Origin of the sequence: Nocardiopsis alborubida (assembly GCF_012396365.1) — a bacterium.
Lineage (GTDB): Bacteria > Actinomycetota > Actinomycetes > Streptosporangiales > Streptosporangiaceae > Nocardiopsis > Nocardiopsis alborubida.
In genome coordinates this window covers 84,807-97,142 of the sequence record NZ_JAAXPG010000016.1, presented here as the reverse complement: position 1 = coordinate 97,142, position 12,336 = coordinate 84,807, and the positions used below count along the sequence as shown (strand labels likewise).

Annotated in this window: 12 protein-coding genes; 9 read left to right on the top strand and 3 right to left on the bottom strand. The window is 73.0% G+C overall.

The window, feature by feature from the left end; all coding sequences use genetic code 11:
* Nucleotides 1-190: 190 nt before the first annotated feature.
* Nucleotides 191-1,144 carry a LysR family transcriptional regulator gene (locus tag HGB44_RS17890; RefSeq protein ID WP_061083600.1) on the top strand — a complete coding sequence of 318 codons (954 nt, stop codon included), beginning with the start codon at nt 191-193 and terminating at the stop codon, nt 1,142-1,144.
* Nucleotides 1,141-2,049, top strand: a complete 909-nt coding sequence (locus HGB44_RS17885) for a serine hydrolase (RefSeq protein ID WP_061083591.1) — start codon at nt 1,141-1,143, stop codon at nt 2,047-2,049. The genes HGB44_RS17890 and HGB44_RS17885 overlap by 4 nt, the downstream gene beginning before the upstream one ends.
* A gap of 185 nt (nt 2,050-2,234) precedes the next feature.
* Here the strand turns inward: HGB44_RS17885 and HGB44_RS17880 are convergent, their stop codons facing one another.
* Together HGB44_RS17880 and HGB44_RS17875 are read right to left on the bottom strand one after the other, a co-directional pair.
* The gene (locus HGB44_RS17880; protein ID WP_061083590.1) at nt 2,235-3,101 is read right to left on the bottom strand and encodes a TIGR03620 family F420-dependent LLM class oxidoreductase; all 867 of its coding nucleotides are present in this window, start codon (nt 3,099-3,101) and stop codon (nt 2,235-2,237) included.
* Nucleotides 3,102-3,235: 134 nt separating this feature from the next.
* A complete protein-coding gene (locus HGB44_RS17875) occupies nt 3,236-4,129 on the bottom strand; it encodes a LysR family transcriptional regulator ArgP (RefSeq protein ID WP_061081294.1) in 894 nt (297 codons plus the stop codon).
* A 72-nt stretch (nt 4,130-4,201) separates the two neighbouring features.
* Here HGB44_RS17875 and HGB44_RS17870 point away from each other — a divergent pair, with 72 nt between their 5' ends.
* The 4 genes from HGB44_RS17870 to HGB44_RS17855 all read left to right on the top strand — a co-directional run bounded on the left by HGB44_RS17870 (nt 4,202) and on the right by HGB44_RS17855 (nt 9,981).
* Nucleotides 4,202-4,822: a LysE/ArgO family amino acid transporter gene (locus tag HGB44_RS17870; protein ID WP_231972482.1), complete on the top strand. Its 621-nt coding sequence runs from the start codon at nt 4,202-4,204 to the stop codon at nt 4,820-4,822.
* 379 nt (nt 4,823-5,201) lie between these two features.
* Nucleotides 5,202-6,380 carry an L-rhamnose isomerase gene (gene rhaI / locus HGB44_RS17865; protein WP_061081356.1) on the top strand — a complete coding sequence of 393 codons (1,179 nt, stop codon included), beginning with the start codon at nt 5,202-5,204 and terminating at the stop codon, nt 6,378-6,380.
* Complete coding sequence (locus HGB44_RS17860; protein WP_231972483.1) at nt 6,368-8,458, top strand: bifunctional aldolase/short-chain dehydrogenase; 2,091 nt, start codon at nt 6,368-6,370, stop codon at nt 8,456-8,458. Before rhaI ends, HGB44_RS17860 begins: the two co-directional genes overlap by 13 nt.
* Nucleotides 8,455-9,981, top strand: a complete 1,527-nt coding sequence (locus HGB44_RS17855) for a rhamnulokinase (protein WP_061081295.1) — start codon at nt 8,455-8,457, stop codon at nt 9,979-9,981. The genes HGB44_RS17860 and HGB44_RS17855 overlap by 4 nt, the downstream gene beginning before the upstream one ends.
* A gap of 77 nt (nt 9,982-10,058) precedes the next feature.
* Here HGB44_RS17855 and HGB44_RS17850 read toward each other — a convergent pair whose 3' ends face one another.
* Nucleotides 10,059-10,397, bottom strand: coding sequence for a hypothetical protein (locus HGB44_RS17850; RefSeq protein ID WP_061081296.1), 339 nt, complete (start codon nt 10,395-10,397; stop codon nt 10,059-10,061).
* A 531-nt stretch (nt 10,398-10,928) separates the two neighbouring features.
* Between HGB44_RS17850 and HGB44_RS17845 the strand changes: the two genes are divergently transcribed.
* The 3 genes from HGB44_RS17845 (at nt 10,929) to HGB44_RS17835 (ending at nt 12,308) form a co-directional block, all read left to right on the top strand.
* Nucleotides 10,929-11,783, top strand: coding sequence for a helix-turn-helix domain-containing protein (locus HGB44_RS17845; RefSeq protein ID WP_061081297.1), 855 nt, complete (start codon nt 10,929-10,931; stop codon nt 11,781-11,783).
* Nucleotides 11,780-11,995: a DUF397 domain-containing protein gene (locus HGB44_RS17840; protein ID WP_061081298.1), complete on the top strand. Its 216-nt coding sequence runs from the start codon at nt 11,780-11,782 to the stop codon at nt 11,993-11,995. Before HGB44_RS17845 ends, HGB44_RS17840 begins: the two co-directional genes overlap by 4 nt.
* Before the next feature lie 79 nt (nt 11,996-12,074).
* Nucleotides 12,075-12,308: a hypothetical protein gene (locus HGB44_RS17835; protein WP_061081299.1), complete on the top strand. Its 234-nt coding sequence runs from the start codon at nt 12,075-12,077 to the stop codon at nt 12,306-12,308.
* Nucleotides 12,309-12,336 lie beyond the last annotated feature (28 nt).

Here is a 12,336-nt window from a genome sequence, read left to right as displayed (position 1 = left end):
CCTGGGTGTGCACGGGGTCCCCGCCGGGCTCACAAGGCGGCCCGGACCCGGGAGACCCCCGGTCAGCCGTGCGGGAACCCGCACGCGCCGCCCTGCCGGGCGGCCTCGTCCAGTAGTCTGACCGCTGGCAATGATGCTGTCCAAGACAGAAACGACCAGTTCCATGCCAAAACGGCATAGTATGAGGGTCATGGACCTCGTCGGCGCCTGCAAGGCGTTCGTGAACGTGAGCGAGAGGGGCAGCTTCACCCTCGGAGCCGCCGCCGCGCGCATCCCCCAGCCGGTCGCCAGCAGACGCATCGCCGCCCTGGAGAGGCACCTGGGCGCCCGCCTGTTCGACCGTTCCACCCGCCGGGCGACCCTCACCCAGTTCGGCCGCGACATGCTGCCCTCGGCCAGGCGCCTGGTCCGGCTGGCCGAGGAGATGGAGCACGACGCCGAGAGGGCGGCGCTGCGGCCACTGCGCCTGGCCGTGCCCGACACCTGCGCCACGCGCGACCTCGCCCTCCTGGGGGCCGAGGCCCGCGAGGAGGGCATCCACCTGGACTTCCGCTCCGCCGCACCCGCGGCGCGGACCGAGTTGCTGAGCGCACGCGAGGTCCGCGCCGCCCTGGCGGGAGTGCCGCCCGGCGAGGCCGCGTGGACGGTCCCGCTGGGCCTGGCGGGCACCGGGGAGCCGCGCTCCGGTGCCGTCTACCTGGAGACCCTGCGCCTGTCCCGCGACCGCTCGTCCTCGCGCGGGCGCCGCGTCTGGCTCCAGCCCGAGGACGACGTCCCCCACGTGCGCGACCCCCTCAACCGCCTGCGCGACGCCGTGGGCCTGCGGCCCGGCCAGGTCGTCCTCGCCGCCTCCCTGGCCTCCGCCGCCGCCGAGGTCCTGGGTTCGGAGGACCTCCTGCTCTGTTCGCCCCGCCAGGCCGAGGACCTGGGGCTGCACTGGCGCCCCACGGGCGAGGTCCGCCTCGCCCGAGGCTACGAGGTGGCCGCCGAGACCGGGGACGAGGCCGAGCGGCTGCGCGACCTCCTGGGAGGGGCGATCGCCCGCTGCCTGGGCGCCCCGGCGGGGGAGGTCCGGTCCGGCCGGGGAGGGCCGCCCGGGCGCGGGTCGCTCGGCCGTCCCGGCGCGGGGGAGGAGTCCGCGTGAGCGCCACCGCACTGGTCCGCGACCTGCGCCGCGAACTCGACGAGGGGGGACTGCGGGGCTCGTTCCTCGTGCGTGACCTGGGTACGGGCGAGGAACTGGGCATCGAACCCGACCTGGAGTTCTCGACGGCCTCGCTCGTCAAGGTCCCGCTCGCCGTCGCCACGCTCGAACGGATCCGGGCGGGGGAGATCGACGGCGCCGAGCAGATCCTCGTGCAGCCGGGCCGGATCACCACTCCGGGACCCACCGGGATGAGCCGGTTCCGCCACCCGGCCCGTGTCAGCGTCGAGGACCTGCTCTACCTGAGCATGTGCCTGAGCGACAACACCGCCACCGACGCCCTGTTCGAGCTCACCCCTCCCGAGCGGGTCGCCGCGTCGCTGCGCGCGGCCGGGCTGCGCGGCATCACCGTCCGGCACACGATGCGCGGCCTCAGCGACACCCCCGCCGACCGGCTCGGCCCCGAGGGCGCGCACCTGGCGCACTCGCTGGCCATCGGCGAGGGCACCGCCGGACGGGGGCACCGGATCGAGCAGCTCGACGTCACCCGGGCGAGCTCCGGGGCGGCGCGGGCCTTCGCCGACCTGTTGGAGGCGCTGTGGCGGCCCCGGGCGATCGACCCGGACGTGGCCGCCCGGGTGCGGGAGCTGATGGGCGACAACCTGCTGCGCCACCGGCTGGCGCCCGATTTCACCTCCGACCTCTCCCGGTGGTCGTCCAAGACCGGAACCCTGCTCAACCTGCGCCACGAGATCGGTGTGGTCGAGCACGCCGACGGCCAGGCCTTCGCCGTCGCGGTGCTGACCGAGTCGCGCGTGCCCGCCTACCACCAGCCGGGGGCCGAGGCGCTCATGGCGCGCGTGGCGCGGTCCCTGCGCGACCACCTGCGCGCGGGTGCCCGCTGACCGGAAAAGGCACACCACCTTCGCCGTGATCTTGTACTTATAGCGAGATTGGAGCACCGAGACTCGCTATAAGTACAAGATCATCCCAGGTCAGGGGCGCTCAGGTCACGCCAGCAACATTTCCGGTCATGACACAGGGAGCTGACTGGGTCCGCGGTCGCGGAACGGTCGTCTGGACGGCGGTCTCAGCCCCGGGCGGTGAGTCCGAGCGCCGGGGCGAGCCGGGCCAGCACCGGAAGGATGTCGTCGTCCTCGGCCAGCGGCTGCACCGCGACGTGGTCCGCGCCCGCCTCCAGGTGCGCGCGCAGCTCCGCCGCCGCCGACTCCGGTCCGCCCTGCGCGACCGTGGCGTCCACCAGCGCGTCGCTGCCGCCGTCGGCGAAGTCCTCGTCGGAGAAGCCCAGGCGCCGGAAGTTGGCGAGGTAGTTGGTCAGCCGGTTGTCGACGTAGACGCTGAGCCCCCTCCTGGCGGTGCGCCGGGTCCGCTCGCGGTCCTCGCCCAGGGCCACCTTGTGCTCGGGCGCCAGCAGCGGGCGCTCGCCCAGCGCCTCGCGCGCGCCGCGGGTGAACTCCGGGTTGACCAGGTACGGGTGGGTCCCGGCGGCGCGCTCGGCGGACAGGCCGAGCATCCGAGGCCCCAGGGCGGCGACCACGCGCCGGTCGGCGGGGACGCCCCCCTCGTCGAGGACGTCCAGGTAGTCCACCACCGCGCCGAAGGGCCTGACCGCCTCGGGGCCGTTGGCCTCGCGGTGCCCCGCGCCGATGCCGAGCAGGAACCGGCCGGGGTGCTCGGACTCGATCCGGCGGAAGGAGTCGGCCACCGCCTCCGCGCCCGCGCTCCAGATGTTGACGATGCCCGTCGCGACCGCGAGCCGCGACGTCGCGGCCAGCGCCGTGGACACCTCCTCCAGGTCGGCGCCGGGAGAGCCGCCGACCCAGACGGTGCCGTAGCCCAGCCGCTCGATCTCGGCCGCCGCGTCGGCGGTCAGGTCGGTCCTCTTCACCCACACTCCGTAGGTCCCCAGGTCGACGGCGGTGGCGTTCAGGCTCATGTCAGGCCCTCCTTGACGGCGGTGTCGGCGGGCCGCCCCGGCGGCCCGCCGAGCGGACACGGGGGGACCTACCCACCTTCCGTCCCGACCGAGCGCCTTGCGTCACGGGCGGTGGGGGCGTCCTCCGGGCCGGGTCACAGCGGGTGCAGGCGGGCCGCCGCTCCCGCGCGCACGGCCTCCGAGACCCGGTCCAGGGCCGGGGAGCGCAGGTTCCAGCGCTGCCAGTACAGGCGCACGTCCACGGGGCGGTCCGGGGCCAGGGCCACGAGCCGCCCCGAGGCGATGTGCTCCGAGCACTGCGGTTCGGGGACCACGCCCCACCCGAACCCGAGCAGGACGGCCCGGGCGAAGTCCTCCGAGGCCGGGATGTGGTGGCGGGGCCCGGAGGGCTCACCGCCGGACTCGCGCAGAAACCGGTCCTGGAGGTCGTCGTGGCGGTCGAAGTTGACCACCGGTGCCCGGGGGAGCAGTTCCGGGTCCGCCCGGCCGCCGAGGTGCTCCCGGTCGAAACCCGGACTGCACACCGCGTGGTAGCGCATCGCGCCGAGCCCCGCCACGGTGCACCCCTGGACCGCCTCGGGGGTGGAGGTCACGGCGGCCATCACCGTCCCCGAGCGCAGCAGGGAGGTGGTGTGCTCCTCGTCCTCGCGGTGGATCTCGAACACCGCGCCCAGGTCGGCGGGCGGGTCCGCCAGCGCCTCCAGGAACCAGGTGGCCAGGCTGTCGGCGTTGACGGCCAGCGGCACCGCAACCCGGCCCCGCTCGCGCTCGCCCAGCCGCAGCTCCGCGTCGGCGTCCTCGTCCAGCAGCAGCACCTGGCGGGCGTAGCGCAGCACCACGTCCCCGGCCGCGGTGGTCCGCACGGGGTTCGTGCGCTGGACCAGCACCCGGCCCGCGGTCTGCTCCATCGCCCGGACCCGCTGGGACACCGCCGAGGCCGTCACGTGCAGCCGCCGCGCGGCGGCCTCGAAGGTGCCCTCGTCCACCAGGGTCGTCAGGGTGCGCAGATGGTCGAACTGGAACGGCATCCTAAGCCTCTCTCAGGGATCCTAAGAAAGTTTAGCTTTACTGCACACGCGTGTCGGACCTAGCGTTTCGGGGTGAACGAGACACTTCTCCCCGCCCTGCTCGGCCTCGGTACCGGGCTGGCGCTCATCGTGGCCATCGGCGCCCAGAACGCCCACGTCCTGCGGATCGGCATCGAGGGCCGCACCGGCACCGTTCTGCCGGTGGTACTGGTCTGCGCCCTATCCGACGCCCTGCTCATCACGGCCGGGGTCCTCGGCGTCGGCGTCGTCGTCGAGGCCGCGCCCCTCGCCGTCACCGTGGTCCGCCTGCTGGGCGCGGGCTTCCTGGTCGTCTACGGCCTGTCCGCGGCGCGCCGCGTCCTGCGCCCCGGCTCCCTCGTGGTCGGCGGAGGACCCTCCGCCGGCCGCGGGGCCGCGGTGACCACGGCGCTGGTGCTGACCTGGCTCAATCCGCACGTGTACCTGGACACGGTGGTCTTCCTGGGCTCCCTGGCCAACCAGCAGGGCGGCGACGCGCGCTGGTGGTGGACGGCGGGCGCGGTCGCGGGCAGCTTCGTGTGGTTCTTCGGACTCGGCTTCGGCGCCCGCCTGCTGCGCCCGGTCTTCGCCCGCCCGGGCGCCTGGCGGGTCCTGGACGCGCTCATCGCCGCCGTCATGCTCACCCTGGGCGTGCGCATGGCCCTCGGAGCCTGAGCGGTCGTCCCCCGCCGGGGCCGGGCGGGCGGTGCGCCGCCCGGCCCCGGAGGACGTGGGGCCGGGGGCCGGTGGCCCCCGTCCGCGGCGTTTCGGCGCCAGCGGCGGCTTCCTCCGGGCGACCGCCACGGGCGACCGCCACGGGCGCCGCCACGGGCGGCTCGCGGTGTGGCCCGGGTCTCCGTGTGGACGGCCGTACACGCCCTGGTCATAAAACGTTTCAAGAACGGGGGGTCCGCATGGCTAGGGCAAGGGGGCGGAAAACCTTGACACGTGAGAAGAGCTGGAGGTAGTTTCGGCGCAACCTGAGTGAAACGATTCAATGGGTCTTCTCGCCGGTCAGACCGGCAGGTACACCCTCCCCGAACGGAGCCCCACCGTGGCAGCACTCCCCGAACGCGGCGCGGACGCCCTGGCCGTCCTGCGGCGCCAGCACATCGAACTCCCCTCCTGGGCCTTCGGGAACTCCGGTACCCGGTTCAAGGTGTTCGCGCAGCCCGGCGTCCCCCGCGACCCCTGGGAGAAGATCGCCGACTCCGCCGAGGTCCACCGCCTCACCGGGGTCGCCCCCACGGTCGCCCTGCACATCCCCTGGGACCGGGTCGACGACTACGCCGCGCTCGCCGCCCACGCGCGCGACCTGGGCATCGGCGTCGGCACCATCAACGCCAACGTCTTCCAGGACGACGACTACAGGCTCGGCAGCGTCACCAACCCCGATCCGGGCGTGCGACGCAAGGCGATCGACCACCTGCTGGAGTGCGTGGACGTCATGGACGCCACCGGCTCGCGCGACCTCAAGCTGTGGTTCGCCGACGGCACCAACTACCCCGGCCAGGACGACCTGCGCGCCCGCCAGGACCGCCTGGCCGAGGCCCTGTCCGAGGTCTACGACCGGCTCGGCCCCGACCAGCGCCTGCTGCTGGAGTACAAGCTCTTCGAGCCCGCCTTCTACGCCACCGACGTCCCCGACTGGGGCACCGCCTACGCCCACTGCCTGGAGCTGGGGGAGAAGGCCGTGGTCTGCGTGGACACCGGCCACCACGCCGCGCACACCAACATCGAGTTCATCGTCGCGTTCCTGCTGCGCGCCGGGAAGCTCGGCGCCTTCGACTTCAACTCGCGCTTCTACGCCGACGACGACCTCATGGTCGGCGCCGCCGACCCCTTCCAGCTCTTCCGCATCATGTACGAGGTCGTGCGCGGCGGCGGCCTGGCCGCCGACACCGGGGTCGCGTTCATGCTCGACCAGTGCCACAACATCGAGCCCAAGATCGCCGGTCAGATCCGCTCGGTCATGAACGTGCAGGAGGCCACCGCCAAGGCCCTGCTCGTGGACGCCGACGCGCTCGCCGCCGCCCAGCGCGCGGGCGACGTCCTGGCCGCCAACGCCGCCCTGATGGACGCCTACAACACCGACGTGCGGCCCATGCTCGCCGACCTGCGCGAGAACCAGGGCCTGGACCCCGACCCCATGGCCGCGCACGCCCGCTCCGGCTACGTCGAGCGCGTCGCCGAGGAGCGCAGGGGCGGCGCCCAGGCCGGGTGGGGCGCGTGAGCCGGCCACCGACCCAGCACAGCAGCACCGAACAGGGAGACCCCGTGTCCGACGTCGTCGAACAGCTCCTCGCACGCAGCAACACCCTCGGCGCGGACCCGCGCAACACCAACTTCGCCGGGGGCAACACCTCCGCCGCGGGCACCCGCACCGACCCCGTCACCGGGCAGGACGTCGACCTGCTGTGGGTCAAGGGCTCCGGCGGCGACCTGGGCACCCTCACCGAGGACGGCCTGGCCGTGCTGCGCCTGGACCGCCTGCGCGCCCTCGTGGACGTCTACCCCGGCGAGGACCGCGAGGACGAGATGGTCGCCGCCTTCGACCACTGCCTGTTCGGGAAGGGCGGCGCCGCGCCCTCCATCGACACCGCCATGCACGGCCTGCTGCGCGCCGCGCACGTGGACCACCTGCACCCCGACTCCGGTATCGCCCTGGCCACCGCCGCGGACGGCGAGCGCCTGACCCGTGAGTGCTTCGGCGACCGCGTGGTGTGGGTGCCCTGGCGCCGCCCCGGGTTCCAGCTCGGCCTGGACATCGCCCGTATCGCGGAGGAGAACCCGAACGCCATCGGCGCGATCCTGGGCGGCCACGGCATCACCGCCTGGGCCGGGACCAGCGAGCAGTGCCAGGCCAACTCCCTGGAGATCATCCGCACCGCCGAGAGGTTCCTGGAGGAGAACGGCCGCCCCGAGCCCTTCGGCCCCGCCCTGGACGGCTACGGCGCCCTGCCCGAGGCGGAGCGCCGCGAGCGCGCCGCCGCCCTGGCCCCGGTCATCCGCGGACTGGCCTCCACCGACCACCCCCAGGTGGGCCGCTTCACCGACAGCGACGTGGTCCTGGACTTCCTGGCCGGGGCCGAGCACCCCCGCCTGGCCGCGCTGGGCACCTCCTGCCCCGACCACTTCCTGCGCACCAAGGTCCGCCCCCTGGTGCTCGACCTGCCCGCCGACGCCCCGCTGGAGCGGGCCGTGGAGCGCCTGCGCGAGCTGCACGAGGAGTACCGGGCCGAGTACCGCGCCTACTACGAGCGCCACGCCGACGCCGACAGCCCCGCCATGCGCGGCGCCGACCCGGCGATCGTGCTGGTCCCCGGCGTGGGCATGTTCTCCTTCGGCAAGGACGCCAAGACCGCGCGCGTGGCGGGCGAGTTCTACGTCAACGCGATCAACGTGATGCGCGGCGCCGAGTCCGTCTCCACCTACCGGCCCATCGAGGAGTCGGAGAAGTTCCGCATCGAGTACTGGGCGCTGGAGGAGGCCAAGCTCGCCCGCCTGCCCAAGCCCAAGCCGCTCGCCACCCGGGTCGCCCTGGTCACGGGTGCGGCCAGCGGCATCGGCAAGGCCATCGCCGCACGCCTGGCGGGCGAGGGCGCCTGCGTGGTCGTGGCCGACCTGGACGCGGACAAGGCGGCCGCCGCCGCGGCCGAACTGGGCGGCGCCGACACGGCCGTGGGCGTGGCCTGCGACGTCAGCGACGCGGACGCGGTGGCCCGCGCCTTCGCCGCGGCGGCCCTGGCCTTCGGCGGCGTGGACCTGGTGGTCAACAACGCCGGGCTGTCCATCTCCAAGCCGCTGCTGGAGACCACCGAGCGCGACTGGGACCTCCAGCACGACGTCATGGCCAAGGGGTCCTTCCTGGTCTCACGGGAGGCGGCCCGGACGATGACCGCCCAGGGCATGGGCGGCGACATCGTCTACATCGCCTCCAAGAACGCCGTGTTCGCCGGGCCCAACAACGTCGCCTACTCCGCGGTCAAGGCCGACCAGGCCCACCAGGTGCGGCTGCTGGCCGCCGAGCTGGGCGGCGAGGGAATCCGGGTCAACGGCGTCAACCCCGACGGGGTGGTGCGCGGCTCGGGGATCTTCGCCGGGGGCTGGGGCGCCCAGCGGGCCAAGGTGTACGGGGTCAAGGAGGAGGACCTGGGCGCGTTCTACGCCCAGCGCACCATCCTGGGCCGCGAGGTGCTGCCCGAGCACGTGGCCAACGCGGTGTTCGCGCTGACGGCGGGGGAGCTCTCGCACACCACCGGCCTGCACATCCCCGTGGACAGCGGCGTCGCCGCAGCGTTCCTGCGATGAGCGCAGCCGGAGGGGGCGCAGCCGGAGGGGGCGCAGCCGGAGAGGGCGCCGTCCACGCCGCCGTCGACCTGGGCGCCTCCAGCGGCCGGGTCATCGCCGGGCGGGTCGAGGACGGACGGCTGCGCACCGAGGAGGTGGCCCGTTTCCCCAACGGGCCGGTCGCCGTGCCCGCGGGCGACCGCGCCAGCCTGCACTGGGACGTGCTGTCCCTGTACGCGGGTGTGGTCGGGGGGCTGCGCCGGGCCGCCGAACCCCGCGGCCTGGCCTCGGTCGGCGTGGACTCCTGGGCGGTGGACTACGGGCTGCTGGACGCCGACGGCGCCCTGCTCGGCAACCCCGTGCACTACCGCGACGGCCGCACCGAGGGGGTGCCCGAGCGGGTGTTCGCGCACCTGCCCGCCGAGCTGATGTACGCGGTCAACGGGTTGCAGGTACAGCCGTTCAACACGGTGTTCCAGCTCGCCGCCGCCTCCGGCGGAGCCCAGCTGGCCGCGGCCCGCGGACTGCTGCTCGTGCCCGACCTGCTCGGGTACTGGCTGACGGGGGAGCGGGTCGCGGAGCTGACCAACGCCTCCACCACCGGCCTGGTCGACGTGCGCGAACGCCGTTGGGCCGACGCCTGCCTGGACCTGCTGGAGGACGGCTTCGGCGTCGCGGCGCGGGACCTGCTGCCCGGCCTGGTCGAACCCGGAACCGTCGTCGGCGCGCTCCGGGACGGTGCGGGCCTCGGTGCGGCGTCGGGCGCGCCGCTGGTGGCGGTGGGCTCGCACGACACCGCCTCCGCCGTGGTGGCCGTGCCCGCGGCCGCGCGCCGCTTCGCCTACGTCTCCTCGGGGACGTGGTCGCTGGTGGGCGTGGAGCTGGACGCCCCGGTGCGCACCGAGGCGAGCCGGGCGGCGAACTTCACCAACGAGCTGGGTGTGGACGGCACGGTGCGCTACCTGCGCAACGTCGCCGGGCTGTGGCTGCTCCAGGAGTCGCTGCGCACCTGGCGCGAGCGGGGGCGGGAGGTGGAGCTGGCAGACCTGCTGGCGCGGACCGCCCGCGTGCCCGCGCTCTCGTGCGTGGTGGACGTGGACGACCCCCGGTTCCTGCCTCCGGGGGACATGCCCGCGCGGATCGCCGCGTTCGCCGCCGAGACCGGGCAGCGCCCGCCGGAGGGCGAGGCCGAGGTGGCGCGGTGCGTGGTGGACTCGCTGGCGCTGGCCTACCGCCGGGCGGTGCGCCAGGCCGCCGAGCTGAGCGGGACGGACGTGGAGGTGGTCCACGTGGTCGGCGGGGGCTCGCGCAACGCGCTGCTGTGCCAGCTCACGGCGGACGCGGTCGGGCTGGAGGTGGTCGCCGGTCCCGCCGAGGGGGCGGCGATCGGCAACCTGCTGGTGCAGGCCCGCGCGGTCGGGGCGGTGGAGGGCGGCCTGGCCGACCTGCGCCGGGTCGTGGCCGACTCCACCGAGGTCAGCCGGTACCGGCCGAGCGGGCCGCAGGCCCCGTGGGAGGCCGCCGAGCGCCTGCTCCACGGCTGAGGCCGGTCGGTACATGACGACGGGGCCGGTGCTCGCGCAGGAGCACCGGCCCCGTTCGTCCGGTCGTCAGGCGGCTGTCAGGTGAGGGACGCCTTCGCGGCGGCGCGGCGCGGTCGGCCCGCTCGCGCGGGGCTCCCGTTCCAGGCGCGGCGGGCGGGGGACGGCGTGGCGGCGATGCCCAGCCCCGCCGGTTCGATCTCCCGCCTCGGCTCCGGCACCCGGTTTCCGGGGGTGTCCTCCACGGTCACGGCCTGTGCGGGCGCGTGCGTGGGACGGGGGCCTCGCCGCAGGGCCGTGAGCGCCCTGCGCGCCGCACCCCTGCGGACTCCCAGTCCGCTCCTGGACCCCATCGGGGCCAGGGTGTCCACGACCACCGCTACCGTGACCGCAACCGCTACGAGAATCGCCAGCGTCATGTTCCCCCGCTCCCCTTTTCCCCGGACGGCCGTGGCCGTTACTTGCTTACTCCCGGCCGCTGCGCCCTCCGCACCGACGACCCGATGTCTCTGCAAGGTGCCCGTGTGGTCACCTCTGAAACCCCAGGGAAGACAGTGCATCGTGTGCTGTGCGGTCAAGAACGACTCTAGGTCCGGCCTACGACGCTTTCGGGGGCCGTCGTCCGGCCAGGGCTCGCCGGTCCGAGAGCCACCGGAGCCTCCCTCTGCGGCTTCTCGGCCTTCCTGGACCTGCACGGGAGCTGGGACCGCCTTCGCGACACCCATCGAATGCTTATGCAATTTCTGAGGATCGCCGGAAGCCTTTGGTGGCCCGACCCCGTCCTGTCCTGGATGAAGTTCAGCCTGCCCACATGGTGTGAATTTTCCTCTTAAATCAGCGCAGCCCTGGCAAAGCTCTTCAAAGCGGATGGCCTTGAGAAATTTCAAAGAGAGGGTTTCATGGTCAGGTTTGTAGTCGTACTCTGAAGCCAGGGCGAAAGGAACTCAGACATGGCGAGTCCAACGGTCGGTCGCAGGAGGCTCGGTATAGAGCTGCGCAAGCTCCGTGAGCAGAAGAAGCTCACGATGGAGCGCGTCGCGGAGGATTCCGGACTGTCCGAACCCACGCTCAGTCGCGTCGAGAACGGCAAGCGAGTCCTCAAACAGGTGGAGCTTCGAGGGCTGTTGGACCTGTACGGCGTGAGCGATCCCGTGCAGCAGCAGCGGCTTCGGGACATGGCCAAGGTGGCAGCTGAGGACGCCTGGTGGGACCAGTACAACGACGTCCTTCCCTCAGGGCTGGGCAGCTATGTAGGGCTGGAGGCCGAGGCCATCGCGCTGAGGTCCTACTCCGACCATCTCGTTCATGGACTTTTGCAGACGGCGGACTACTGTCGTGCGGTCATCGACGCGGGCGATCACCGGGCAGGCGAGGAAACGGTGGAAAGCCGGATCCGGTTGCGGATGCAGCGGCAGGACCTGCTCCGCAAGCGGCGTCCCCCGCTGCTACGAGCAATCATGGACGAGGCGGCGATCCGTCGGCCGATCGGTGGCCGCAGCACGATGGCGGCCCAACTCCGGCACTTGGTGGAGGCGGCCGAGTCACCGGACGTCTCGGTGCAGATCATCCCCTTCGCTCTCGGCGCGCACTCTGGAATTGACGGCCGCTTCACCCTCCTGGAGTTCGATGACTCCGAGGTACACCAGCATGTCTACGTCGAATCCGTGGCCGGAAACATCTTCATTCAGAAGCGGCAGGCGGTGGCAGAATTCCGGGAGCGCTTCGATCGCCTCCAGATGGAGGCGCTGTCTCCCCAGGAGTCGCTGACTCTCATCACGAAGGCCGCAGAGGAGTACGAGAGATGAGCCCCAACCCCGACCTGAACGGCGCGATCTGGTTCAAGGCCCAGGCGAGCGAGGGTTCCAAAGGCTGTGTCGAGATCGCGCACCTGGACGAGGGCACCGCCGTGCGCAACTCCAGGGACCCGGAGGGCGGCACGCTGTTCTTCACCCCGCACGAGTGGGAGTGCTTCCTGGACGGAGCGCACAAGGGCGAGTTCGCCCGGCCCACCCGGTAACCGAGAAAGCCACTGCCCGGGGCGCTTGTGAGTTGGAGCCCATGACGTCCCGGGCAGTGCCAACCGAAGGGAGACCCCCGTGGAAGAGGACCACACCGACGGCACGACTCCTGTCTACCACGACGACCCCGGCGCGGAGTTCTTCGAGCTGCGTCTGACCCGGGGCGAGCACAAGGGCCGGGCGTTCGCCTGGGGAATGGACCTCCCCGACGGCAGCACCGTCATCTACAACATCCTGGACCGCTCCATCACCAGGGGGAGCGTGCCCGAGGCCACCGCCCGGCGGCTGCGCGCCGAACTCGTGTGGCTCTAGCGGCTCTGGTGGTTTCAGCGAACAGTGG

What these genes read in the sequence shown, in the direction of transcription:
- HGB44_RS17890 (WP_061083600.1), top strand. Translation starts at nt 191, where the DNA reads ATGGACCTCGTCGGCGCCTGCAAGGCGTTCGTGAACGTGAGCGAGAGG.
- HGB44_RS17840 (WP_061081298.1), top strand. Translation starts at nt 11,780, where the DNA reads ATGAGCCCCAACCCCGACCTGAACGGCGCGATCTGGTTCAAGGCCCAG.
- HGB44_RS17875 (WP_061081294.1), bottom strand. Translation starts at nt 4,129, where the DNA reads ATGCCGTTCCAGTTCGACCATCTGCGCACCCTGACGACCCTGGTGGAC.
- HGB44_RS17845 (WP_061081297.1), top strand. Translation starts at nt 10,929, where the DNA reads ATGGCGAGTCCAACGGTCGGTCGCAGGAGGCTCGGTATAGAGCTGCGC.
- HGB44_RS17880 (WP_061083590.1), bottom strand. Translation starts at nt 3,101, where the DNA reads ATGAGCCTGAACGCCACCGCCGTCGACCTGGGGACCTACGGAGTGTGG.
- HGB44_RS17855 (WP_061081295.1), top strand. Translation starts at nt 8,455, where the DNA reads ATGAGCGCAGCCGGAGGGGGCGCAGCCGGAGGGGGCGCAGCCGGAGAG.
- HGB44_RS17850 (WP_061081296.1), bottom strand. Translation starts at nt 10,397, where the DNA reads ATGACGCTGGCGATTCTCGTAGCGGTTGCGGTCACGGTAGCGGTGGTC.